This is a genomic window from uncultured Azonexus sp. (assembly GCF_937982035.1).
Lineage (GTDB): Bacteria > Pseudomonadota > Gammaproteobacteria > Burkholderiales > Rhodocyclaceae > Azonexus.
Map to the genome: position 1 here is coordinate 35,025 of NZ_CALJNI010000015.1, position 23,552 is coordinate 58,576.

Sequence of the window (23,552 nt, forward strand, 5' to 3'; positions counted from 1 at the left end):
TTCGACACTCCCCCCAGGAGGCGTAAGCATTTTGTAAGCCTGCCCCATTAATCTGGACGGGCTGTTCTCCTTTTATGGTCTTAGGAGTTCGAGGCGCAAGCCCCGACTCAGGGGGTGGTCCGATCCTGCACTGGACAGCCCCCTACCGTTTTTTTCCGGCGACCGGAATCCCGACAAGTCTAGCAAATAACAAAAGCGTCGGGATCGCCGCTGCGTCGAATTGACGCGGCTACTGATGCGGCCGCAAGGCAACGTGACCGATACCGGTTTCCGAACGGATCAGCTGATCCTGGAACAACAGCCGCTCGCGCGCCGCCTGCGGCGAACGATCAAGCAGCGACAGCAGCCAGATGGCCACGAAGGCCAGCGGCATCGAGACAATCGCCGGCGAAGCATACGGGAACGGTGCCGAGCCGACCGGGTTGTGCAGTGCACTTTCCCAGACCACCGGCGACAGCAGCGTCAGTACCACCGCCGTGGCCAACCCGAGAAAACCGCCGACGGTCGCCCCGCGCGTGGTGCAGTCCTTCCACAGCACCGCCATGAACAGCACCGGAAAGTTGGCCGAACAGGCAATCGAGAAAGCCAGCATCACCAGGAAAGCGACATTCTCGTGTTCGAAGACAATGCCGAGGATGACGGCAACCACGCCGAGGGAAAAGGCGGTCAGCTTGGAAACCCGGCGTTCGTCGCTGGCCCGGACATTGCCCTTGCGCCACACCGTGGCATAGAGATCGTGCGACACGGCCGAGGCGCCGGACAGGGTCAGACCAGCCACCACCGCCAGGATCGTGGTGAAGGCCACGGCCGAAATGAAGCCCAGGAAAAGATCGCCACCCAGCGCGCTGGCCAGGTGCACCGCCGCCATGTTGGCGCCCCCCTGCAAACCACCGGCAACCTTGCCGCCGACGAAATACGGGCCGGGGTTGCCGATCAGGCTGACGATGGCGCCAAAGCCGATGATGAAGGTCAGCACGTAGAAATAACCGATCCACAGCGTCGCCCAGGCCACCGACTTGCGCGCCTCGCGGGCATTGGCGACGGTGAAGAAACGCATCAGGATGTGCGGCAGACCCGCCGTACCGAACATCAGCGCCATGCCGACGGAGATCGCCGACACCGGATCCTTGATCAAGCCGCCGGGTGCCATCAGCGCGTCCTTCAGCACATGCAGGTCGCTAGCCCGGGCAAACAGGGCCTCGGGGTTGAAGCCGACATGGAACATCACCGCCAGCGCCATCAGCGTGGTACCGGCGAGCAGGAAAACCGCCTTGTTGATCATCACCCAGGTCGTCGACGTCATGCCGCCGAGCAGCACGTACATCATCATCACGATGCCGACCATGATCACCGCATAGGCGTACTCCAGCCCGAACAGGATTTTCACCAGCTGGCCGGCCCCGACCATCTGTGCGGTCAGGTAGAAAAGCACGACGACCAGCGAACCGACCGCGGCGAAGGTGCGCACCGGACGTTGCGCGAAACGGTAGGCAGCGACGTCGGCAAAGGTGAACTTGCCCAGGTTGCGCAGGCGCTCGGCCATCAGGAAGGTGATCACCGGCCAGCCGACCAGCCAGCCGACCGAGAAGATCAGCCCATCGAAGCCGCTGACGAAAACCAGGCCGGAAATCCCCAGGAAGGACGCCGCCGACATGTAGTCGCCGGCAATCGCCAGGCCGTTCTGGAAGCCGGAAATCCCGCCACCAGGGGAATACAGGTCGGCCGAAGAGCGACTGCGCACGGTCGCCAGGCGCGTCATCCACAAGGTGGCGCCGACGAAGAAGATGAAGGTGGTGATCGCCGACCAGTTGGTCGGCTGGCGCGGCCCGAGGCCGACCGAGGGCATGGCCAGCGCGGCACCGGCAGTTGCCAGTGCGCAGGCAGCAAGAATCAGGAAACGGACGGACGGGCTCATTTCAATGCCTGGCGGCGGATTTCGGTCGTTTCGGCATCGAACTCCCGGTTTGCCCGGCGCACGTAGATGGCCGTCAGGACGACGGTGAGCACGATGATCGCCAGCCCGAACAGCACGCCGGTGTTGGTCGCCATGCCGTCAAATAGCGGCAGCGCCAGCCATTTCGGCGAGAAGGCCAGCACCAGGATGTAGGAAAAATAAGCCATGACGATCAGGGCTGCCAGGAAAAAAGCGAAGCGGTTCCGTTTTCTGACCAGGGCCAGAAATCGCGGATTTTCACGGATATGGCCGCAACTCGCAGCTTGCTTCTGCATGAAACCGACTCCATCGGACCACCGGCCCGGCGACGCAAAGGCCGCAAGAATAGCGCATTCCGGCGCATGTTGCGATGCCGCAAAAAGCGGGCGAAAAAAAGCCCCGCCGAAGCGGGGCCTTTGACTGGCGCGAGGCCGGCCGGGTATTACATACCCATGCCGCCCATGCCACCCATACCGCCCATGCCGCCCATGTCGGGCATGCCGCCGGCCGGCTTGTCTTCGACCAGTTCAGCCACCATGCACTCGGTGGTCAGCATCAGGCCGGCCACGGAGGCGGCGTTCTGCAGTGCGGTGCGGGTCACCTTGGTCGGATCCAGCACGCCCATTTCGACCATGTCGCCGTACTCGCCGGAAGCGGCGTTGTAACCGTAGTTACCCTTGCCGCGAACGACCTTGTCGACCACCACGGACGGCTCGTCGCCGGCGTTGGCAACGATTTCGCGCAGCGGGGCTTCGATGGCCTTGAGGATCAGCTTGATGCCGGCGTCCTGGTCGTGGTTCTCGCCCTTCAGGGTCTTGACCGCGGAACGGGCACGCAGCAGGGCAACGCCGCCGCCAGGAACGATGCCTTCTTCAACGGCGGCACGGGTGGCGTGCAGCGCGTCTTCGACACGGGCCTTCTTTTCCTTCATTTCGACTTCGGTGGCAGCGCCAACCTTGATCACGGCAACACCGCCGGCCAGCTTGGCCACGCGTTCCTGCAGCTTTTCGCGGTCGTAGTCGGAGGTCGCTTCCTCGATCTGCACGCGGATCTGCTTGACGCGGGCCTGGATCGAAGCTTCGTCGCCGGCGCCGTCGATGATGGTGGTGTTTTCCTTGGCGATCTCGACACGCTTGGCCTGACCCAGATCCTTCAGGTCAGCCTTTTCCAGCGACAGGCCGGTCTCTTCGGAGATCACGGTGCCGCCGGTCAGGATGGCGATGTCTTCCAGCATGGCCTTGCGACGGTCGCCGAAGCCCGGGGCCTTGACGGCAACGGTCTTCAGGATGCCGCGGATGTTGTTGACGACCAGGGTAGCCAGCGCTTCGCCATCGACGTCTTCGGCGATGATCAGCAGCGGACGCGAGGACTTGGCAACCTGTTCCAGCACCGGCAGCAGATCGCGGATGTTGGAGATCTTCTTGTCGAAGAGCAGGATGAACGGGTTGTCGAGCAGGGCAACCTGCTTGTCCGGGTTGTTGATGAAGTACGGCGACAGGTAGCCGCGGTCGAACTGCATGCCTTCGACGACGTCGAGTTCGTTGGCCAGGGACTTGCCGTCTTCAACGGTGATGACGCCTTCCTTGCCGACCTTTTCCATGGCTTCGGCAATGATGTCGCCGATCGAGGAATCGGAGTTGGCCGAGATCGAACCGACCTGGGCGATTTCCTTGGTCGTCGTGCACGGCTTGGAGATGGCCTTCAGCTCTTCGATGGTGGCGGCGACAGCCTTGTCGATGCCGCGCTTCTGGTCCATCGGGTTCATGCCGGCGGCAACGTACTTCATGCCTTCGCGGACGATGGCTTGAGCCAGCACGGTGGCGGTGGTGGTACCGTCACCGGCGATGTCGGAGGTCTTGGAAGCGACTTCCTTGACCATCTGCGCGCCCATGTTGGCGAACTTGTCCTTCAGTTCGATTTCCTTGGCGACGGAAACGCCGTCCTTGGTCACGGTCGGGCCGCCGAACGAACGCTCGAGCACGACATTGCGGCCCTTCGGGCCGAGGGTCACCTTGACCGCGTCGGCCAGGATGTTGATGCCTTCGACCATACGGGCGCGGGCGGAATCACCGAATTTGACTTCTTTGGCTGCCATGTGAATAGCTCCTGAAAATTGTTCTGTTGAAAGGTCGGATGCAGGAATTACTTCTGCAGCACGCCCATGATGTCTTCTTCACGCATGACCAGGACTTCCTGGCCATCGACCTTGACGGCCTGGCCGGCGTACTTGCCGAACAGGACACGGTCGCCGACCTTGACGTCGGGAACGATGTACTTGCCGGCGTCGTCACGCTTGCCCGGGCCGACGGCCAGCACTTCACCCTGATCCGGCTTCTCGCCGGCGGAATCGGGGATGACGATGCCGGAGGCAGTGGTACGCTCGGCTTCGACGCGCTTGACGATCACACGGTCGTGCAAAGGACGGATGTTCATGGATATCGCTCCTGTAGTTTTATCTGCAAAACACTGAAATTGGCCGGGCACGCGGCTGCGGCACCGGGACCGGCGCGGGCATCTGTTAGCACTCGTCGCCGGTGAGTGCTAATAATAGTGACGCCCTTGGCCGATTTCAAGGGCAGGGCGGAAGTTTTTTCTTTTCCGGCTTCCGCCCGCCTGGCGATTTACCAGCTCGGTTCGCGCTCCGGCGTCGCCGTGATGCGGTGGATGCTCAAGTCGGCACCCTGGTATTCCTCTTCCTGGTCGAGACGCAGGCCGAAAGCGCGCTTCAGGCCGCCATAGACGGCAAAACCGCCGAGCAGGGCGACGCCGATTGCCAGCAGGGTCATCAGCAGTTGCGACATGAAGGCGACGCCGCCGGCGCCGCCGAGCGCGGTGCTGCCGAAGATGCCGACGGCGATGCCGCCCCAGGCGCCGCACAGACCGTGCAGCGGCCAGACGCCGAGGACGTCGTCGATCTTCCAGCGGTTCTGGGTCAGCGTGAACAGGATCACGAACATCGCGCCGGCGATGGCGCCGATGACCAGCGCGCCCATCGGATGCACCAGATCGGAACCGGCGCAGATGGCGACCAGACCGGCCAGCGGGCCGTTGTGGACGAAGCCGGGGTCGTTCTTGCCGAGCACCAGCGCCGCCAGCGTGCCGCCGACCATGGCCATCAGCGAGTTGATCGCGACTAGGCCGGAAATGTTCTCGATGGTCTGCGCGCTCATCACGTTGAAGCCGAACCAGCCTACCGTCAGGATCCAGGCGCCGAGCGCCAGGAAAGGAATCGACGAAGGCGGATGCGCCGACATCCGGCCGTCCTTGGTGTAACGGCCATAACGCGCACCAAGAAGAAGCACCGCCGGCAGCGCGATCCAGCCGCCCATCGCATGCACCACGACGGAGCCGGCGAAGTCGTGGAAGGGCGCACCAAAAGTGGCCGTCAGCCAGTCCTGGATGCCGAAGGCACCATTCCAGGCGATCCCCTCGAAGAAGGGGTAGACGAAGCCGACCAGCATGAAGGTGGCCGCCAGTTGCGGGTAGAAGCGCGCGCGCTCGGCGATCCCGCCCGAAATGATGGCCGGAATCGCGGCGGCGAAGGTGAGCAGGAAGAAGAACTTGGTCAGTTCATAGCCGTTCTTCTCCATCAGCGTCTCGACACCGCTGAAGAAATGAACACCGTAGGCGATGCCGTAGCCGATGAAGAAGTAGGCAATCGTCGACACGCCGAAGTCGGTCAGGATCTTGACCAGGGCGTTGACCTGATTCTTCTTGCGTACCGTGCCGACCTCGAGGAAGGCGAAGCCGGCGTGCATGGCCAGCACCATGATGCCGCCCAGAAGAATGAACAATACGTTGCTGCCAGAGTGCAAAGTTTCCATGGGACCCCCAGAAAATAATCTGGGAGCCGGAAAAGCAAGCACCATTCCAGTGCATGAAATCCGTTTCAAATCAGTGCATTGGAAAATGCACCAAAACAAAACGCGCACCGCAAGCGTGCATGACGCGGGGCAAACGCCCCGGTATCGTGCATCAACTCAGTCGAGCGGATGTCCCGGCGGCAGCAGAACCCACATCCGGCCGTCCTGTTTCATGCGGCCGGCCAGGGCGCCCGGCTCCTTGCCGAAGCCCCAGAAGAAATCGGCGCGCACTGCACCACGGATGGCACCGCCGGTGTCCTGCGCCATCACCAGCCGGTTCAGCGGCTGCGCCGAATTGGGGCGCGTCGTCGCCAGGAAGACCGGCGCTCCCAGCGGAATCGAGCGCGGATCAATGGCGATGCTGCGCTCGGGCGTCAGCGGTACGCCGAGGGCGCCGATCGGACCGTCGTCGCTGGCCGGCATCTCGCGGAAGAAGACATAGCTCGGATTGCTGTTGAGCAACTCGTCGAGACGCGCCGGATTGGCCCGCGCCCAGGCCTGGATGCCCTGCATCGACGCTTCTTCCAGCTTCAGGTCGCCGCGCTCGACGAGCAGGCGGCCGATCGAACGATACGGATGACCGTTCTGGTCAGCGTAATTGACCCGCATCGTGCTGCCATCGGGCAGACGGATGCGGCCGGAACCCTGGATCTGCAGGAAGAACAGTTCGATCGGATCATCGACCCAGGCCAGCGTCTTCGCCGGCAATTTGTCATTGGCCAGGATGTCGCCGCGCGTCCAGTAGGGCACGACCTTGTTGCCCTCGACCCGGCCGCGCACGCGCTTGCCCTTGAGTTCCGGAAAAAGGTCGCCCAGTTCGATGGTCAGCAGGTTCTCCGGCACGCCATGCACCGGGAACGCAAAGCGCTTGCCCGGCGTGCGGCTGCCCAGCAGCAGCGGTTCGTAATAGCCGGTGACCATGCCGCTGACCGCCGACGTGTCGGCCGTCGACACCGCGTAAGGTTGCAGGCGGGCCTCGAAGAACTGGCGCACGGCAGCATCCGACTTGCCGTCGACCGCATCGATCCCGGTGCAGATCTCGCGCCAGAACTGACCGGTATTGCGCCGCTGCAATCCGCGACAGGACTGGACGAAGGCCGGCCAGGCCGCCGCATGCTGATCGGTCTTCCAGCCCGGCAGATCGTCCCAGCTCGCCGGCGAGAACACGCGCGAGAAGGCCGGCGGCTGCACCGGCGTTTCGACGGCCGGACACGCCGGGCAGGACGCGCAGGGCGGACAGGCCGGCGCCTTTTCTCCGGACGGCGCGGACAGGCCGGGCAGGGTCGAACACCCGGCCAGCAGCAGGGCGAGAGCAAACAGGACAACTTGGCTTTTTGACATGGCTTTGGTTAGAGTGGGCAGCTTTGCCGCACAGTATACCTGCCACCATGATCGACTCCGCCCAACTCGAACGCCTGCTGACCCGCGCCGAGCATGTGCTCGGCCGCCTCGAAGCCACGCTGCCACCGGCCCCGCCCCTGCCCGACTGGCACGCCGCCGTGGCATTCCGCTGGCGCAAGAGCGGCGCCCGCGGCTGGTTGCAGGGCGTCGGCAAGCCGCACCCGATCCGCCTCAGCGACATCGAGACCGTCGACGACCAGAAAGCCCGCATCGTCGCCAACACCCGCCAGTTCGTCGCCGGCCAGGGCGCCAACAACGTGCTGCTGACCGGCGCCCGCGGCTGCGGCAAGTCCTCGCTGGTCAAGGCCGTGCTCAACGAATTCTCGGCCGACGGCCTGCGCCTGATCGAGGTCGACAAGCACGACCTGATCGACCTGCCGGACATCGTCGACCTGGTCGACGGCCGGCCGGAAAAATTCATCATCTTCTGCGACGACCTGTCGTTCGAAGCCGGCGAAACCGCCTACAAGGCCCTGAAATCGGTACTCGACGGCTCGGTCGCGGCGCCACCGGACAACGTCCTGATCTACGCCACCTCCAACCGCCGCCACCTGATGCCCGAATACATGTCGGAAAACCTGGAAACCCAGCGCGTCGGCGACGAAATCCACCCCGGCGAGGCGGTCGAGGAGAAAGTCTCGCTGTCCGAACGCTTCGGCCTGTGGATTTCCTTCTACCCCTTCTCGCAGGACGATTACCTGGCCGTCTTCGCGCATTGGGCGCGGCAGTTCGGCATTAGCGACGCAGTGATCGCCGCCAGCGAACGCGAAGCGCTGAACTGGGCACTGTCACGCGGGTCGCGCTCGGGCCGCGTCGCCTGGCAATTCGCCCGCGACCTGGCCGGGCGCCAGCCGGCATGAGCGCCATCGTCGAAGTCGCGGCCGCCGTGATGCTGCGCGCCGACGGTCGCGAATTCCTGCTCGCCCAGCGTCCGGAAGGCAAGGTCTACGCCGGCTACTGGGAGTTTCCCGGCGGCAAGGTCGAGGCCGGCGAAAGCGTGCGCGACGCACTGGTGCGCGAACTGCACGAAGAACTGGGGATCACCGTCACCGTCTGCCACCCCTGGCTGACCCGCGTGTTCACCTACCCGCATGCGACGGTCCGCCTCAATTTCTGGCGCGTCACCGCCTGGACCGGCGAAATCGGCATCACCGCCCCGCTCGAACACAGTGCCGTGGACTGGCAGGAACGTGGCCGCCCGGCCACCGTGGCGCCCGTGCTGCCGGCCAACGACCCCATCCTGAAAGCCCTGGCCCTGCCCGACACGATGCTCATCTCGATGGCCGAGGAAAGCGGCACCGAGGCCTGGCTGGCCCGCCTCGAACGGCGACTGGGCGTCGGCCCGGCGCCGCTGATCCAGGTCCGCGACAAATCCCTGCCGGCCGCGCAGCGGGCGGCTTTCGCCGCTGCCGTGGTCGACCTCGCCCGGCGCCACGGCGCACCGGTGGTCATCAACGACGATATCGAACTGGCAAAGCTTTGCGGTGCCGACGGCGTGCACCTTTCGGCGGCAGCGCTGGCCGCCTGCGCACAACGTCCGGATTTCGCCTGGGTCGGCGCTTCCTGCCACACGGCAGAGGAAATTGCCCGGGCCGGCGAACTAGAACTGGATTACGCGCTGTTCGGCCCGGTCCTGGCGACGCCGACCCACCCCGAGCATCCCGGCATCGGCTGGCGCCGCTTCGCCGATTACCGCGCCGGCAACCGGCTGCCGGTGTTCGCCCTGGGCGGCATGCGCGAAACCCTGCGCGACAGCGCCATACACCACGGCGCCCACGGCATTGCGCTGATGCGCGGCTGGTAGGTCAGCGTTTGCTTTCGAGGAAATCGACGCCGGGCGCGGCGGTTTCCTCGTCGGTCGGCTGGCCGGGAATGGTGTAGCTGCCGCTGGCCCAGGCGCCCAGATCGATCTGCTTGCAGCGCTCGGAACAGAACGGGCGCCACTTGTTCTCGGGCGCCCACAGGGAATCCTGGCCGCACTGCGGGCAGCGGACGATACGCGGCTTGGTCATGGGTGGAAAATCAGAGGTTGCAGAAGGTCAGGTCGAACTCGACATCGCGGTCGCAGCCACGGGCCTTCAGCTCGTTGAGCGGCGGCTTGGTGAAGCGGATGTTGAGGAAGTACTTGTTGGCGCTGACTTCGGGGACGGCGGCCTCCTCGGGATCGACTTCGACGCGCACCATCTGCGCCGAGGTCCCGCCGAGATTGAGCTGGAATTGCCCATGCACGGCGACATGGCGCTTGGGTCGGCCGCTCGAACGCAACAGACGCAGGACGATGGCCGAGGCGTCGCGCAGCGCGAACATCGGCTTGCTCCAGCCTTCCAGCGCCGCCCGCCGGGTTTGCGGGTCGCGGTGCAGCCACCAGTGATACGAGGGCAGGTCGAATTCGCAGACGCCGCCGGGAATGGCGGCGCGGCTCTTGATGCTCATCAGCCAGTCGTTGTCGCGCAGGTACTGGCCGATCTTGCCGTTCATGCCGAGCAGCGCGGCCGACGACTGCTCGATCTCGTAGAGCGCGCCGGACAGGGCTTCTTCGGAAATATCGGGGTTGTTGCGAAAGGCCAGCAGGGTCTGCCGCTGCCGTTCGAGTTCCTGGATCAGGTCCATCTTGAGGTCGGCACGCCCCGATGCCTCGAGGATTTCGAACAGGGCGACAAGCGCCGCATGGTGTTCGTGCTGACCGTCCGCCCGGGCGAAGTAAGCCGTCTTCTCGAAGAGGTCTTCGAGACGCAACAGCGTGCGGATGCGCTCGTTGAACGGATATTCGTAGGTAATCACTCGGCCCGGTTCCGGATATCGGAAAATTGTGCTGAATTCTGAGCCATTTGCATGCAAATCTCAACAGTTTGCATTAGGTTTTTTCAGGGCAGAGGCGAGATATTTCCGATGCAGGGCAGCGATCTGTACGTCGAGATTTGCCTTGTCACCGCCGTTGTCGATGACATCGTCGGCAATCGCCAGGCGCTGCCGGCGACTGGCCTGGGCCGCCAGAATGGCTTCGACCTCGGCCCGCGACAGCCCGTTGCGCGCCATGACGCGTTCGATCTGCAGGCTTTCCGGACAATCGACGACGGCGATGCGGTCGCAGCGTTCGCGGTACTGCCCCGACTCGACCAGCAGCGGCACCGCCAGGATCACGTAGGGCGCCGTCGCGGCGCGGCAACGCTGATCCGACAGCTCGCGGATCAGCGGATGGAGGATGGATTCGAGGCGCGTGCGCGCCGAGGCGTCGGCAAAGACCAGACGGCGCATCGCCGCCCGATCCAGCGCCCCGTCCGGAGTGGCGATAGCGTCGCCGAAAGCCTGCCGCAGCAGCGGCATGGCCGCGCCATCGGCAGCCGTCAGTTCATGGGCGATGGCATCGGTATCGACCAGCGCCGCCCCCGCCTCGACAAAGCGGTCGGCCACCGTCGTCTTGCCGCTGCCGATCCCGCCCGTCAGACCGACGACGTAATGACTCACTCGCAGTCTTTCGGCGGATTCTTGGGCAAGGCTTCGGCCAGCGCCGCCAGCAACGCATCCTTGCGCCCGGCCGGGCCGCGCAGTTCGACCTGCAGGTTGCCCTCCTTGTCCGGCCGCGCGCCCACCCGCGCCGACCGCACGCCCTGTGCCTTCAATTTGGCCAGATGTTCCTGCGCCCCCTTCTCGGTACTGAAGATGCCGAGCGAAATGGCGTTGCGCGACGCCCCTTCCTGGACAATGAAATACTCGCTGACGCCCAGCGCCTTCAATTCCTGCGCCTTCTTCTCGGCGGCAGCACGATTGGCCAGCGGCGGCATATGCACCCACCAGCCGCTGCCTTCGCCGGCAACCGCAGCCTGCGCCAGCGTGAAGTCGGCAAAGCCGCCACCGACAACCCGCCCGACGCGCTCCGCCTCAACCTTGGCCAGCGAAGCCCAGCGCAGGCAGATCGGCGCCACCACCTCGGTCGTGGCAACTTCGACCGGCACCGGCTCGACCGGCGCCGCCTGAGGTGCAGCAGGCGCCGGCGGCTCGCCGCTGGCGACGATGCGGATCCGCTCGGGATGCAACTGCAGCCCGACCCGGTTGCTCTCGCTGCTCCCGCCCGTATCGATCAACCCCGTCGAAAACGCGTAGAACAACAGGTTGGCGAGAACAAGGAGGAAGACGAGGATTTTCACGATTTCAGCCGACCTTGGGCAGGTGCTTCAGCGATTCGACGATGGCTTCGGCCGGATACTCGTAGTCTTCCAGCTTGCCGGAGAAATACTTGTCGTACGACGCCATGTCGAAGTGGCCGTGACCGGTCAGGCAGAACAGTAGCGTCTTGGCTTCGCCGGTGGCCTTGCAGCGCAGCGCCTCGTCGATGGTCGCGCGAATCGCGTGGCAGGATTCCGGCGCCGGGATGATGCCTTCGGCGCGGGCGAACTGGACGCCGGCCTCGAAGGTGCCGACCTGCGGCACGGCGATGGCGTCGAGCAGTTTTTCATGGAACAGCTGCGAAAGCAGCGGCGAAGCACCGTGGTAACGCAGGCCGCCGGCGTGGATGCCGGGCGGCATGAAGTCGTGGCCAAGCGTGTACATCTTCATGATCGGCGTGTAGCCGGAAGCATCGCCGTAATCGTAGGTGTAGGCGCCCTTGGTCAGCGTCGGGCAGGAAGTCGGCTCGACCGCGACGCAGCGCAGGTTGGCCGCCCGCTTGTCGCCGGCCGCCTTGTCGGCGAGGAAGGGGAAGGCGATGCCGCCGAAGCTGGAACCGCCGCCACAGGGCCCGAAGATCACGTCCGGGTAGAGGCCGATCTTGTCGAACTGCTTCTTGGCTTCGAGACCGATCACGGTCTGGTGCAGGAGCACGTGGTTGAGCACCGAACCCAGCGTGTAGCAGGTGTTCGGGTCGGCGGCGGCTTCCTCGACGGCTTCCGAGATCGCCAGGCCGAGCGAGCCCTGGCAGTCCGGGTCGGCGGCCAGCGCGGCGCGGCCGGCATTGGTCAGGTTGGTCGGCGAAGCGAAGACCTCGGCGCCCCAGGTCTGCATCATCGAGCGGCGGAACGGCTTCTGCTGGTAGCTGACGTTGACCATGAACACGCGCACCGGCAGGCCGAACATCTGACCGGCATAGGAAATCGACGAACCCCACTGGCCGGCGCCGGTTTCGGTGGTCAGCTTCTTGGTGCCGGCGAGCTTGTTGTAGAAGGCCTGCGGCACGGCGGAATTGGGCTTGTGCGAACCGGCCGGCGACACGCCTTCATACTTGAAGAAAATTTTGGCCGGCGTGCCCAGCATCTGCTCCAGACGCAGCGCGCGGCACAGCGGCGCCGGGCGCCATTGCGCATAAATCTGGCGAACTTCCTCGGGAATCGGAATCCAGCGCTCGGCGCTCATTTCCTGTTCGAGGATGGGGTCGGGGAAGATCGCTCCCATCGCCTCCGGCGGCACCGGGTTGCCGTCCGGCCCGAGCGGCGGCGCTGGCGGGTTGGGCATGTCGGCGACGACGTTGTACCAGTGGGTGGGGATTTCTTCTTGTTCTAGGTTGATGCGCAACGGTGTCATGTTTTTTCTCTCTCCCTGCGGTCTGTGCCGCAAAGGCGCTAAATTACTCCAAAACCCCGCCCGGACCAAGGGCACAAGGATTAAAGTAGCGCCTGTTTTCGCCCTGCAATTTCGCTGTCCATGAACCTCGAATCCCTGCGCTGCCACCCCGACGGCACCCCGCCCGACGGCCTTGCCGTCGCGGTCGCCATCCGGCGCACCGACGATGGCGGCTTGCGCCTCGATTACCGGCTGACACGGGCCTTCGTGAACCTGCTGCTGCCGGCGACCACAACACCCGCACGGACCGACGAACTGTGGCGCCACACCTGTTGCGAAGCCTTCATCGCCCCGGCAGGCGGCAGCACTTACCGCGAATTCAATTTCTCGCCCTCCAATTGCTGGGCCATCTACGACTTTGCCGATTACCGCCAGGCCTCGGCCTTGCCGCCAATCGACACGCCCCCGCGCATCGCCTGCCGGCGCGACGGCGACGACCTGTGGCTGTGCGCCGAACTGCCGGCGACCCTGCTGCCCGTCGGCGCCGCCCGCCTCGGCCTGACCGTCGTCGCCGAAACCCTGGCCGGCGACAAAAGCTACTGGGCGCTCGCCCACGCCGGTGAACGCCCCGATTTCCACCTTGCCGCCAGCTTCACGCTGCCCCTGCCATGACGCAAAAACTCCTGTTCGGCATCGACCGCCTGATCACCGACCGCGAACTGCGCCGCCCGCTCGCCGGCCGCCGCCTCGCCCTGCTCGCCCACCCGGCCTCGGTCACCGCCGACCTGACGCACAGCCTCGACGCGCTCGCCGCCCTGCCCGACCTCAAGATCACCGCCGCTTTCGGCCCGCAACACGGGATCAAGGGCAACAAGCAGGACAACATGGTCGAGTCGCCGGACTTCGTCGATCCGCAGCACGGCATTCCAATCTTCAGCCTGTACGGCGAAGTGCGCCGGCCGACCGAGGCGATGATGGACACCTTCGATGTGCTGCTGGTCGACCTGCAGGACCTCGGCTGCCGCATCTACACCTTCATCACCACGCTGCGCTACGTGCTCGAAGCCGCCGCCGCACACGGCAAGAGCGTCTGGGTACTCGACCGCCCCAACCCGGCCGGCCGCCCGGTCGAGGGCTTCACCCTGCGCGCCGGCTGGGAGAGCTTCGTCGGCGCCGGACCGATGCCGATGCGCCACGGCCTGACCATGGGCGAACTCGGTCACTGGTTCATCGCCCAACTCAAACTCGATGTCGATTACCACGTCATCGAAATGCACGGCTGGCAGCCCGAGGCGGCGCCCGGTTACGGCTGGCCGCTCGGCGAGCGGACCTGGGTCAACCCCAGCCCGAACGCGCCCAACCTCTCGATGGCCCGCGCCTACGCCGGCACGGTGATGCTCGAAGGCACGACGCTGAGCGAAGGCCGCGGCACGACCCGACCGCTCGAGTTCCTGTTCGGCGCCCCGGACATCGACGCGGCGGCGGTGCTGGCCGAGATGCGAGCGCTCGCGCCCGACTGGCTCGACGGCTGCAAGCTGCGCGCCTGCTGGTTCGAACCGACCTTCCACAAATTCCACGGCCAGCTCTGCCAGGCGCTGCAAATCCACACCGAAGGCCCGTATTACGACCACGCCGCGTTCAAGCCCTGGCGCCTGCAGGCGCTGGCCTTCAAGGCGATCCGCCGCCTTTACCCGGACTACCCGATCTGGCGCGATTTCGGCTACGAATACGAATTCGAGCGTCTGGCCATCGACCTGATCAACGGCTCGCCGCTGCTGCGCGAATGGGTGGACGATCCGGCCGCAACCCCGGCCGACCTGGACGCCGCCGTACTGGCCGACGAAAACGCCTGGCTGGCCGAGCGCGAGGCTTTCCTGCTTTATCGTTGACCATCGTGATTGCTGCACTAAAAGCAATCAGCCCGTAGATGAGTTAAATTCTGCGCATGGCACCTACCGTTTTCCGCTCGGGGCAATTCCGGTTTTTCTTTTTTTCCCGCGAAGAACCCCGTATCCACGTTCATGTCGCCCATCCCGATGGCGAGGCAAAGTTCTGGCTGACGCCGACGGTCCATCTGGCAACATCCATGGGCCTTAGCTCGATGCAGATTCGCGAAGCGCAAGCCCTCATCGAAACCCGTCTAGAGGAGATCCAGCATGCCTGGCACAGTCATTTCGGCGCCTGAAGTCACCCACATCTCGCGGCACGGTCTGTGGCTGCTGTTGGGGGACGAAGAGCTCATGCTTCCCTTCGAGCAATTCCCCTGGTTTCGCCAGGCCTCCGTCGAGCAGATATCACAGGTCGAAGCGCCGACGCCCGAGCACCTCTATTGGCCGGCACTGGACATTGACCTCGCTGTGGCCTCGATTCGCCACCCGGAAGCTTTTCCGCTAATCGCGAAATAGGCTTTTGACCCCCGAACTCGCCGCCCCGCTGCACGCCATCGAGACGCATCCGCTGCAGACGGCCATCGTCGCCGTCTTTGCCGTCGTCTACCTCGGCATGTTCCTCGGCGGCCTGCCCAAACTGAAGCTCGACCGCAGCGGCGTCGCGCTGCTCGGCGGCATCGCCGTCGTCGGCATCGGCGCGATGAGCACCGAGGAAGCGGCGCGCGCCGTGCATCTGCCGACCATCCTGCTGCTGTTCGCCTTCATGGTCGTTTCGGCGCAGATGCGCCTGGGCGGTTTCTACACCGAAGTCACCCGCCGCGTCGCCGCGCTGCCGCTCGCCGAACCCTGGCTGCTCGGCGCCCTGATCTTCGTTGCCGGCGCGCTGTCGGCGGTGTTTTCCAACGACATCGTCTGCCTGGCGATGACGCCGGTGGTCGCCCGCCTGTGCATCGAACGCCGGCTCGACCCGGTGCCTTTCCTGGTCGGCCTGGCCTGCGCCGCCAACATCGGCTCGGCGGCAACGCTGATCGGCAATCCGCAGAACATGCTGATCGGCTCGGTGCTGCAACTGCATTTCGCCGACTACCTGATCAAGGCGCTGCCGCCGGTCGTCCTCGGCCTGCTCGCGCTGTGGGCCTGGCTGGTCTTCGCCCCGCGCCGCGCCACCGAGGCGCCCACCGCCGCCCCGGCCGACGAGACCCTGCCCGCTTTCGACCGCCTGCAAACGGCCAAGGGTCTGACCGTCGCCGGCTGCCTGCTGTTCATCTTCCTGTTCACCGACTGGCCGCGCGAAGTCGCTGCCCTGGTCGGCGCCGGCCTGCTGCTGCTCTCGCGCCGCTTCCATTCCTCGCACGTGATGGGCTTTGTCGACTGGGAACTGCTGGTCCTCTTCGTCGGCCTGTTCGTCGTCAACCACGCCTTCGAAACCACCGGCCTGGCCGCCGCCGCAGTTGCCTGGCTGGGCGGCCACGGCATCCACCTCGGCGACACCGGCCCGCTGTTCGCCATCGGCGTCGGCCTGTCCAACCTGGTCTCCAACGTCCCGGCGGTGATGCTCCTGCTACCGCACCTTAAAACCCCGGACGCCGGCCTCACCCTGGCCCTGGTCAGCACCCTGGCCGGCAACCTGCTGCTGGTCGGCTCGATCGCCAACCTCATCGTCGTCGACCTCGCCCGTAAACAGGGCATCGCCATCGACTGGCGCCAGCACGCCCGCATCGGCGTCCCGGTCACCCTGCTGACGCTGGCGATTACCTGGGGCTGGCTGAGCCTGTAGACGCCGTTCCGCATGATGCTGGCCTATCCCCGGCAAATATTGCAGAATCATCCCCGTCATCCACACCATCGCCTGGCGACAGCACTGCCGGACGAACCACCGGGGAAGCACCGCATGGACTACACACCCGCCACCGGCGATGCCGACAAGTCGGCCAAGACGCTGACCACCGTCATCTACGCCCTCTACGCCGCCTCCTTCCTGATCGGCATCACGGCCATCGCCGCCATCGTCATCAACTACATCAAACGCGGCGAAGTCGCCGGCACCTGGCTCGAAAGCCACTTCCGCTGGCAGATCCGCACCTTCTGGTTCGGCCTGCTCTGGGGCATCATCGGCGCCATCCTCTTCGTGGTCGCCATCGGCTGGTTCATCCTCGTCGCCAACGCCGTCTGGATCATCTACCGCATCGTCAAGGGCTGGCTGAACCTGAACGACGGGAAGCCGATGTATTGAAGCCGATGGACAGCCTGTTCACCAGCAACGCCATGTCCACCAGTATATGCGGCGCCACACAGGCAACACCGCGTTTCACAGCCATCCATGCTTCGAGCTAAATCGCGTATGCGTTCGGTAGCTACGTGTGGAGAGACTCTTCGGCAGACATGTCACCCAGGATATCTGGCGCAATCCCAGGATGCTTGGCGGATATGACGTCGACTTTAAGTTAAGACCTATCTATGGAACGTTTGCTATGACGGCAGATAATATTGCCTTGCTAAATGCAGTATTGACCCTTGCATTGGTTCTGCTCACAGGAGTGTATGTTTTTCTTACGCACCGCTTAGTTGTCCAAACAAAGGAGACGAGCCGAGAAAACGCCGCAATCCAGACACTTCAGGCTCGCTTGGCATATTTCCCAAAGCTCTCCTGTCGGACAAATTGGATAAGCGACCGCATCGTAGTGACGATTTCCAATCCTTGTGACCATCCAGCCTACGATGTCGAAGTATTCGCCATCCACTGCTACGACGAAAATGACATTGATATCGCGACGTTTTCAGTCAAATACATAACTGAGGAAGGCCGCAGGCTCGGGATTTCTCCCACAGAAGAGGGCTTTTATGGTGTTTTCAATACCATGGCTTACGCAGACTTTCCGGGGCGAAAGAAAGTTGAAGTTATCCTCGACACACCGATGATGCCCCCCTGTTTCCATATCCTTATTCAATTCAAGGATGTCGTCAGCTATAACTACGCTCAAACCTATTGGTTTTTCTCGGACCCGCCAAACGATCCACACAGCTACAAACTTGGCTCGATGAGACCTTCTGTCCCGATGCCAATTCCTAGGATAGATAGAGATTGGGATAATTTTTCGACGTTTGTAATGGCCGACAAGAGCAACGTTGAGCACCATGTCGACCGTGAGTTTCTTGATTTTTTCAAGGCAAGCTTTCCGTCAGGCTATTTAAAGAACACAACACACGGCATTGAAGATAGGGGGCGCTGGCATGATTTATAAGGCACCTAACAATTCGTTCCAGCAGACGATCAGCCAGCTATGCTGCCTGACCGCCGCTGAACTCCGCCGTTTCCCGCCGCATAGCTGATCGCCCCACATCGCCTCCGGACCGCACCGCCCGATTGTCGTCCTTCCGGCAGTTCGGCCATAATGGGCCACCTCCCGGAATCGAGACGATGGAAGCCCAGCGCAGCAATCCCGCCCTGCATCGCGTGCCCCGCTACATCCGCCAGCGTCGCTGGTGGCTGATCCCGCTGTTGCTGTGGATCGGCGGCAGCGCGCTGTATTTTCAGGGGCACATGCACGACATGCGGCAGCAACTTACCGCTGTCGGGATCGAGGGGGCGCGCAACATGTTCCGCATGGTGGTGCTGACGCGTAACTGGAATTCCTCGCATGGCGGGGTCTATGTGCCGGTCACGCCGCAGATCCAGCCCAACCCCTACCTCGACCATCCGCGCCGCGACGTGACGACGACCGACGGGGTGGCGATGACGATGATCAATCCGGCCTACATGACCCGCCTGATCGGCGAGATGGCGGCGGCGGACGATTCGACGGTATTCCGCCTGACCAGCCTGAAACCGATCCGCCCGGCCAACCAGGCTGATCCCTGGGAGAGCCGCCAGTTGGAACGCTTCGAGCAGGGAGTGAGTGAAAGTTGGTCGGTCGAGAACAGCGAAGGCGGCAGCCGGCAATTGCGTTACATGGCGCCGCTGGTGGTCAAGGAAAGCTGCCTGGCCTGCCATGCCGTTCAGGGCTACCGCGTCGGCGACATCCGGGGCGGCATCAGCGTGACCCAGGATTACACGCCAATCGACACCGCGATCGCCCGGCATCGTGGGGAACTGATCAAGACCACGCTGGCCGCCTGCCTGCTGATCTCCCTGCTCGGCTGGGCGCTGCTGGAGCAGTTGCGCCGGCGCTGGATCGAACTGGCCGGCAAGATCGACGAGGTGGAATCGACCCACCGGCAACTGCTGCAATCGGAAAAGCTGGCGGCCATCGGTCAGTTGGCGGCAGGCGTCGCGCATGAAATCAACAATCCGGTCGGCTTCGTCAATTCCAACCTCGGCACGCTCGGCAAGTACGGCCAGCAGATGATCGACCTGCTCGACAAGTGCCGCAGGGGCGAAGCCGGCGAGGCCGATTTCGCAGCCTTCGACTACGACTACCTGCGTGGCGACCTGCCCGCCCTGCTGCAGGAATCGCGCGACGGACTCGAGCGCGTGAGGCGCATCGTCGCCGATCTCAAGGATTTCGCGCGCATCGACCAGAGCGACGCGGAGGACTTCGACCTCGACCGGGGGCTGGAGAGCACGCTCAACGTGGTCTGGAACGAACTGAAGTACAAGGCGACGGTGACCCGCGAATTCGGCAAACCGCCGCCCGTGCGTTGCATCGGCGCGCAGATCAACCAGGTGGCGCTCAACCTCTTGGTCAATGCCGGCCAGGCGATTGTCGAGCACGGCACGATCACCGTGCGTAGCGGCTTCAACGACGAAACGGTGTGGTTCGAGGTGATCGATAGCGGCTGCGGCATGTCGGCCGAGGTGTTGCCGCACATTTTCGAGCCCTTCTACACGACCCGGCCGGCCGGCAAGGGAACCGGCCTGGGGCTGGCCCTGGCCTACGACATCGTGCGCAAGCACGGCGGTCGCATCGAGGTGGACAGCGAACTCGGCCGCGGCAGCCGCTTCCGCGTCACGCTGCCGCGAACCGACCGCGCCTGATCAGTCGAAGCGACGCAGCGACAGGCTGACCGACAACTGCGCGCCGAGCCAGCCGAGAATGCCGCCGGCGGCGCAGAGCGCGGCGATTTCCCGCACCCCCGGCGCATGCAGCACGAAACTGCCGCCGTACAGCGCGGCCAGTTCGCCGACCGGACCGGCCAGCAGATGCAGGGCGGCGAATATCAGGCCGCTGGCCACCAGCCCGCCAAGCACGCCCTGCAGCACGCCGAAATAATGGAAGGGGCGGCGGATGAAGGCGTCGGTGGCACCGATCATCCGCGCCACTTCGATTTCGGCGGCCTGGGCCAGCACCTGCAGGCGGATGGTGTTGAAGGTCACCGCCACCAGACCGGCGCCGAACAGGCCGGCGAGCATCAGCACGGTCAGCTTGCCGAGCCGCAGGAAGGCGTCGAAGCGCTTGACCCAGGCCGAATCGAGCTGGGCATGCGCGACCTTCGGCCAGCTGGCGAGTTCCTGACGCAGTACGTCGAGGGCTTCCGGCGAGGCGTCGGCAGGCTCGACGATGAAGGCGTCGGGCAGCGGATTGCGCGGCAGGCTGGCAACGATTTCGGCCATTTCCTCGCTTTTCTGCAGGCGCTTGAGCGCTTCGTCGCGCGGCACGAAGGTGAAACGGATGCCGGACAGGGTCTGCAGGCGGCTTTCGATTTCGGCGATGTCCTTGCGCGCCGCGCCGACTTCCATGAAGACGCTGATTTCCTGGACGCCGGAGGCGCTGCGGCCGAGTTCGCGCAGATTATCGAGAACGACGTAGCCGAAGGCCGGCAGGGTCAGCGCAATGCCGATGGCGAGCAGCGACAGCAGGGTGTTGAACGGTGCCGCCAGCAGGCGGCGCACCGACAGCGCCAAGGCGGCGCGATGTTGTGACAGCCAGCGTCTCATACCACCCTCCCGTGATCGAGGCGCAGCGCGTTGCCCTGGCAATGCTGAATCCACGACTGATCGTGGGTGGCGACGACGATGGTCACGCCGACCCGGTGGAAATCGGCGAACAGCGTGCGGATGTCCTGCGCCGATGCGCTGTCGAGATTGGCCGTGGGCTCGTCGGCGAGCAGCACGGTCGGCCGGTTGACCACGGCGCGGGCGATGGCCAGACGCTGTTGCTCACCGCCGGAGAGGGCAATCGGGTTGGCTTTTTCGCGCGCCAGCAGGCCGACCTTGTCGAGCGCCGCCTGCGCCCGGCGAACGGCCTCGCGGTGCGGCAAGCCGACGATCTGCAGTGGCAGCATCACGTTGTCGAGGGCGCTGCGGTCGAACAGCAGTTTCTGGTCCTGGAAGATCATGCCGAAATGGCGGCGCACGTAAGGAATGGCGCTACGGCGCAGGGCCGAGAGATTCTGCCCGTTGACCACCAGGCTGCCGGAAGTCGGCCGCTCGATCGAGGCGATCAGCTTGACCAGCGTGGTCTTGCCGGCGCCGGAATGGCCGGTGATCAGCACCATTTCGCCGGCACCGATCTGGAAGCTGACCCCGGACAGGGCTTCGAAGCCGCCGGGATAGCGTTTGGTCAGGCTGTTGGCAACGATCATTGGTCGAACAGGGCATCCACGAAATCGCGCGCCGAGAACGGACGCAGGTCGTCGATCTGCTCGCCGACACCGATGAAGCGGATCGGCTTCGGGCACTGGCGGGCAATCGCCGCAACGACGCCACCCTTGGCGGTGCCGTCGAGCTTGGTCAGGACCAGGCCGGTGACGTTGATCGCCTTGTCGAAGGCCTTGACCTGCTGCAGCGCGTTCTGGCCGATGTTGGCGTCGAGCACCAGCAGGGTTTCGTGCGGGCCGTCCGGCTCGACCTTCTGGATGACGCGGCGAACCTTGGCGATTTCGTCCATCAGGTGCAGTTGCGTCGGTAGGCGACCGGCCGTGTCGGCCAGCACGACATCGATGCCGCGGGCCTTGGCGGCGGAAATGGCGTCGAAGATGACTGCCGCCGGATCGCCCGATTCCTGGGCGATGACGGTGACGTTGTTGCGTTCGCCCCAGGTCTGCAACTGCTCGCGAGCGGCGGCGCGGAAGGTGTCGCCGGCGGCCAGCAGCACGCTCTTGCCCTGGCTCTGGAAATACTTGGCCAGCTTGCCGATCGAGGTCGTCTTGCCGGCGCCGTTCACCCCGGCGATCATGATCACGTAGGGTTTGTGGGTACTCACATCGAGCGCCTGTTCGAGCGGCGCGAGAATCGTGTAAAGCGCATCCGACAGGGCCTGCTGGATGGCCTCCGGGGTTTCCAGCTTGTCGCGCTTGGCCGCCTTCTTGAGTTCGTCGAGCAGGTGGGTGGTCGCCTCGATGCCGACGTCGGAGGTCAGCAGCAGGGTTTCCAGCTCTTCGAGCAGTTCGTCGTCGACCTTGCCGCGCGAGAAGATGGACTTGAGCTTGCCGCCCCACTGGGCGCGGGTCCGGGCCAGGCCCTTGAACAGGCGTTCGCGCCAGGAAGCCGGGGCCGGGGTTTCGGTCGTGGCGTCGGGCTGGGCGGCCGACGTGGATTTCTTCAGGAAACTGAACATGGATGTTAAGGTCTCAGGCCTTGCTGACAGGCGGACGCTCAGTCGTTAAGATGCCGTCCGGATCGATGCAGAAACAGCCCTGGATTCTAGCAGAAAGCCCCCACTTCCCATGATCATGCGACACCTGCTTCCCGTTTTGCTGGCCCCCTGGCTGCTCTCCGCCGCCCTCGCCAACCCCTACGAAACCACGCTCGACAACGGCCTCAAGGTCATCGTCAAGGAGGACCGGCGCGCACCGACGGCGGTGCACATGGTCTGGTACCGGGTCGGCAGCATGGACGAGGTCGATGGCACCTCCGGCGTCGCCCACGTGCTCGAACACATGATGTTCAAGGGCACGCCGACGGTCGGCCCGGGCGAGTTCAACAAGCGCGTGGCCGCCGCCGGCGGACGCGACAACGCCTTCACCAGCCGCGACTACACGGCCTATTTCCAGCAGATTCCGCGCGAAAGGCTGGCCGAGATGATGGCCCTGGAAGCCGACCGCATGCGCCACCTGACCGTCGATCCCAAGGAATTTGCCCAGGAGATCAAGGTGGTCATGGAGGAGCGCCGCATGCGCACCGACGACGACCCGCAGGCCAAGCTGTTCGAGCAGATGAACGCGGTCGCCTATCAGGCCCACCCGTATCGCCGGCCGATCATCGGCTGGATGAACGACCTGGAAAACATGACCGCCGAAGACGCCCGCGCCTGGTACGACACCTGGTATGTGCCCAACAACGCGTATGTCGTCGTCTCCGGCGATGTCGACCATCAGGAAGTCTTCGCCCTGGCCCGCGAGCACTACGGCGCTCTGGCGGCCCGCCCGCTGCCGGCGCGCAAGGCGCAGGTCGAGCCGCGTCAGGAAGGCACGCGCCAGCTGACGACCAAGGGACCGGCCGAACTGCCGGTGCTGATCATGGGCTACAAGGCGCCGATCCTGCGCAACCCGGCAGCCGACCGCGACCCCTACGCGCTGGAAATCCTCGGCGGCATCCTCGACGGCCACGACGCCGCCCGCTTCAACCGCAAGCTGGTGCGCGAGGACAAGCTGGCCATTTCGGCCGGCGTCAGCTACGACAGCACGGCGCGCGGCCCGGGCATGATCTACCTCTACGGCAGCCCGTCGGAAGGGCGCACGGTCGCCGAACTGGAAGCCGCGCTGCGCGCCGAGATCGCCCGTATCCAGCAGGAAGGCGTCAGCGAGGCGGAGTTGAAACGGACCAAGGCGCAACTCGTCGCCAGCCAGGTGTACAAGCTCGATTCGGTATTCGGCCAGGCCATGGAAATCGGCCAGATGGAAGCCATCGGCCTGTCGTGGAAGGACGTGGACATCATGATCGAGCGCCTGCAGCAGGTCACCGCCGCCGACGTACAGGCGGCTGCGAAAAAGTATTTCGACGACGACGCGCTGACCATCGGCATCCTCGACCCGCAACCGCTCGCCGGCCAGCCGCGCCGCCAGCGCGTCCCCACCCGTCACTGAGGGAATCCG

25 protein-coding genes are annotated in these 23,552 nt (G+C 64.6%); 11 read left to right on the forward strand and 14 right to left on the reverse strand.

Annotated elements, in window-relative coordinates; all coding sequences use genetic code 11:
* Positions 1–229: 229 nt before the first annotated feature.
* From Q0799_RS10910 to Q0799_RS10935, 6 genes are all read right to left on the reverse strand, one after another.
* Positions 230–1,915 (reverse strand): cation acetate symporter, encoded by a 1,686-nt coding sequence (locus tag Q0799_RS10910; protein ID WP_298398237.1) that lies wholly within the window; start codon positions 1,913–1,915, stop codon positions 230–232.
* Positions 1,912–2,229, reverse strand: a complete 318-nt coding sequence (locus Q0799_RS10915; RefSeq protein WP_298398239.1) for a DUF485 domain-containing protein — start codon at positions 2,227–2,229, stop codon at positions 1,912–1,914. The genes Q0799_RS10910 and Q0799_RS10915 overlap by 4 nt, the downstream gene beginning before the upstream one ends.
* 146 nt (positions 2,230–2,375) lie before the next feature.
* Complete coding sequence (gene groL, locus Q0799_RS10920; protein ID WP_298398241.1) at positions 2,376–4,028, reverse strand: chaperonin GroEL; 1,653 nt, start codon at positions 4,026–4,028, stop codon at positions 2,376–2,378.
* A gap of 47 nt (positions 4,029–4,075) precedes the next feature.
* Entirely contained in the window at positions 4,076–4,366 is a 291-nt protein-coding gene (locus tag Q0799_RS10925; RefSeq protein WP_298398244.1) for a co-chaperone GroES, read from the reverse strand.
* A gap of 188 nt (positions 4,367–4,554) precedes the next feature.
* Positions 4,555–5,757, reverse strand: coding sequence for an ammonium transporter (locus Q0799_RS10930; RefSeq protein WP_298398246.1), 1,203 nt, complete (start codon positions 5,755–5,757; stop codon positions 4,555–4,557).
* Positions 5,758–5,913: 156 nt separating this feature from the next.
* Positions 5,914–7,137, reverse strand: coding sequence for a murein transglycosylase A (locus Q0799_RS10935; RefSeq protein WP_298398249.1), 1,224 nt, complete (start codon positions 7,135–7,137; stop codon positions 5,914–5,916).
* A 47-nt stretch (positions 7,138–7,184) separates the two neighbouring features.
* Here Q0799_RS10935 and Q0799_RS10940 point away from each other — a divergent pair, with 47 nt between their 5' ends.
* Entirely contained in the window at positions 7,185–8,057 is an 873-nt protein-coding gene (locus Q0799_RS10940) for an ATP-binding protein (RefSeq protein WP_298398251.1), read from the forward strand.
* On the forward strand, positions 8,054–9,001 hold the full coding sequence (locus tag Q0799_RS10945) for a Nudix family hydrolase (RefSeq protein ID WP_298398253.1): 948 nt from the start codon (positions 8,054–8,056) through the stop codon (positions 8,999–9,001). Before Q0799_RS10940 ends, Q0799_RS10945 begins: the two co-directional genes overlap by 4 nt.
* Position 9,002: 1 nt before the next feature.
* Here the strand turns inward: Q0799_RS10945 and Q0799_RS10950 are convergent, their stop codons facing one another.
* Genes Q0799_RS10950 through Q0799_RS10970 form a run of 5 tightly spaced genes read right to left on the reverse strand, consistent with a single transcriptional unit; the run spans position 9,003 to position 12,711 of the window.
* Positions 9,003–9,209, reverse strand: a complete 207-nt coding sequence (locus Q0799_RS10950) for a DNA gyrase inhibitor YacG (RefSeq protein WP_028994847.1) — start codon at positions 9,207–9,209, stop codon at positions 9,003–9,005.
* A gap of 10 nt (positions 9,210–9,219) precedes the next feature.
* Positions 9,220–9,978: a cell division protein ZapD gene (zapD, locus tag Q0799_RS10955; protein WP_298398256.1), complete on the reverse strand. Its 759-nt coding sequence runs from the start codon at positions 9,976–9,978 to the stop codon at positions 9,220–9,222.
* Positions 9,979–10,038: 60 nt separating this feature from the next.
* On the reverse strand, positions 10,039–10,662 hold the full coding sequence (gene coaE / locus Q0799_RS10960) for a dephospho-CoA kinase (protein WP_298398257.1): 624 nt from the start codon (positions 10,660–10,662) through the stop codon (positions 10,039–10,041).
* Complete coding sequence (locus Q0799_RS10965; RefSeq protein ID WP_298398259.1) at positions 10,659–11,342, reverse strand: SPOR domain-containing protein; 684 nt, start codon at positions 11,340–11,342, stop codon at positions 10,659–10,661. Before Q0799_RS10965 ends, coaE begins: the two co-directional genes overlap by 4 nt.
* A gap of 4 nt (positions 11,343–11,346) precedes the next feature.
* Entirely contained in the window at positions 11,347–12,711 is a 1,365-nt protein-coding gene (locus Q0799_RS10970; RefSeq protein ID WP_298398261.1) for a TrpB-like pyridoxal phosphate-dependent enzyme, read from the reverse strand.
* Positions 12,712–12,831: 120 nt separating this feature from the next.
* On the opposite strand from Q0799_RS10970, the gene Q0799_RS10975 reads away from it, so the two are divergent.
* The 8 genes from Q0799_RS10975 to Q0799_RS11010 all read left to right on the forward strand — a co-directional run bounded on the left by Q0799_RS10975 (position 12,832) and on the right by Q0799_RS11010 (position 19,554).
* The gene (locus Q0799_RS10975) at positions 12,832–13,362 is read left to right on the forward strand and encodes a DOMON-like domain-containing protein (RefSeq protein ID WP_298398263.1); all 531 of its coding nucleotides are present in this window, start codon (positions 12,832–12,834) and stop codon (positions 13,360–13,362) included.
* Complete coding sequence (locus Q0799_RS10980) at positions 13,359–14,579, forward strand: DUF1343 domain-containing protein (protein ID WP_298398264.1); 1,221 nt, start codon at positions 13,359–13,361, stop codon at positions 14,577–14,579. The genes Q0799_RS10975 and Q0799_RS10980 overlap by 4 nt, the downstream gene beginning before the upstream one ends.
* Before the next feature lie 56 nt (positions 14,580–14,635).
* Positions 14,636–14,875 (forward strand): DUF4160 domain-containing protein, encoded by a 240-nt coding sequence (locus tag Q0799_RS10985; protein WP_298398266.1) that lies wholly within the window; start codon positions 14,636–14,638, stop codon positions 14,873–14,875.
* A complete protein-coding gene (locus Q0799_RS10990; protein WP_298398268.1) occupies positions 14,847–15,095 on the forward strand; it encodes a DUF2442 domain-containing protein in 249 nt (82 codons plus the stop codon). Before Q0799_RS10985 ends, Q0799_RS10990 begins: the two co-directional genes overlap by 29 nt.
* Before the next feature lie 4 nt (positions 15,096–15,099).
* Positions 15,100–16,356, forward strand: a complete 1,257-nt coding sequence (locus Q0799_RS10995) for an anion transporter (protein ID WP_298398270.1) — start codon at positions 15,100–15,102, stop codon at positions 16,354–16,356.
* A 114-nt stretch (positions 16,357–16,470) separates the two neighbouring features.
* Positions 16,471–16,812 (forward strand): membrane protein, encoded by a 342-nt coding sequence (locus Q0799_RS11000; protein ID WP_028994839.1) that lies wholly within the window; start codon positions 16,471–16,473, stop codon positions 16,810–16,812.
* Positions 16,813–17,050: 238 nt separating this feature from the next.
* Positions 17,051–17,821 (forward strand): hypothetical protein, encoded by a 771-nt coding sequence (locus Q0799_RS11005; protein ID WP_298398273.1) that lies wholly within the window; start codon positions 17,051–17,053, stop codon positions 17,819–17,821.
* A gap of 176 nt (positions 17,822–17,997) precedes the next feature.
* Complete coding sequence (locus Q0799_RS11010; protein WP_298398275.1) at positions 17,998–19,554, forward strand: ATP-binding protein; 1,557 nt, start codon at positions 17,998–18,000, stop codon at positions 19,552–19,554.
* Here the strand turns inward: Q0799_RS11010 and ftsX are convergent, their stop codons facing one another.
* Genes ftsX through ftsY form a run of 3 tightly spaced genes read right to left on the reverse strand, consistent with a single transcriptional unit; the run spans position 19,555 to position 22,075 of the window.
* A complete protein-coding gene (gene ftsX / locus Q0799_RS11015) occupies positions 19,555–20,454 on the reverse strand; it encodes a permease-like cell division protein FtsX (protein WP_298398277.1) in 900 nt (299 codons plus the stop codon).
* Complete coding sequence (locus Q0799_RS11020) at positions 20,451–21,101, reverse strand: ATP-binding cassette domain-containing protein (protein WP_298398279.1); 651 nt, start codon at positions 21,099–21,101, stop codon at positions 20,451–20,453. The genes ftsX and Q0799_RS11020 overlap by 4 nt, the downstream gene beginning before the upstream one ends.
* Positions 21,098–22,075: a signal recognition particle-docking protein FtsY gene (gene ftsY / locus Q0799_RS11025; protein WP_298398281.1), complete on the reverse strand. Its 978-nt coding sequence runs from the start codon at positions 22,073–22,075 to the stop codon at positions 21,098–21,100. Before ftsY ends, Q0799_RS11020 begins: the two co-directional genes overlap by 4 nt.
* A 109-nt stretch (positions 22,076–22,184) precedes the next feature.
* Between ftsY and Q0799_RS11030 the strand changes: the two genes are divergently transcribed.
* Positions 22,185–23,543 carry a pitrilysin family protein gene (locus Q0799_RS11030; RefSeq protein WP_298398284.1) on the forward strand — a complete coding sequence of 453 codons (1,359 nt, stop codon included), beginning with the start codon at positions 22,185–22,187 and terminating at the stop codon, positions 23,541–23,543.
* Positions 23,544–23,552: the final 9 nt, after the last annotated feature.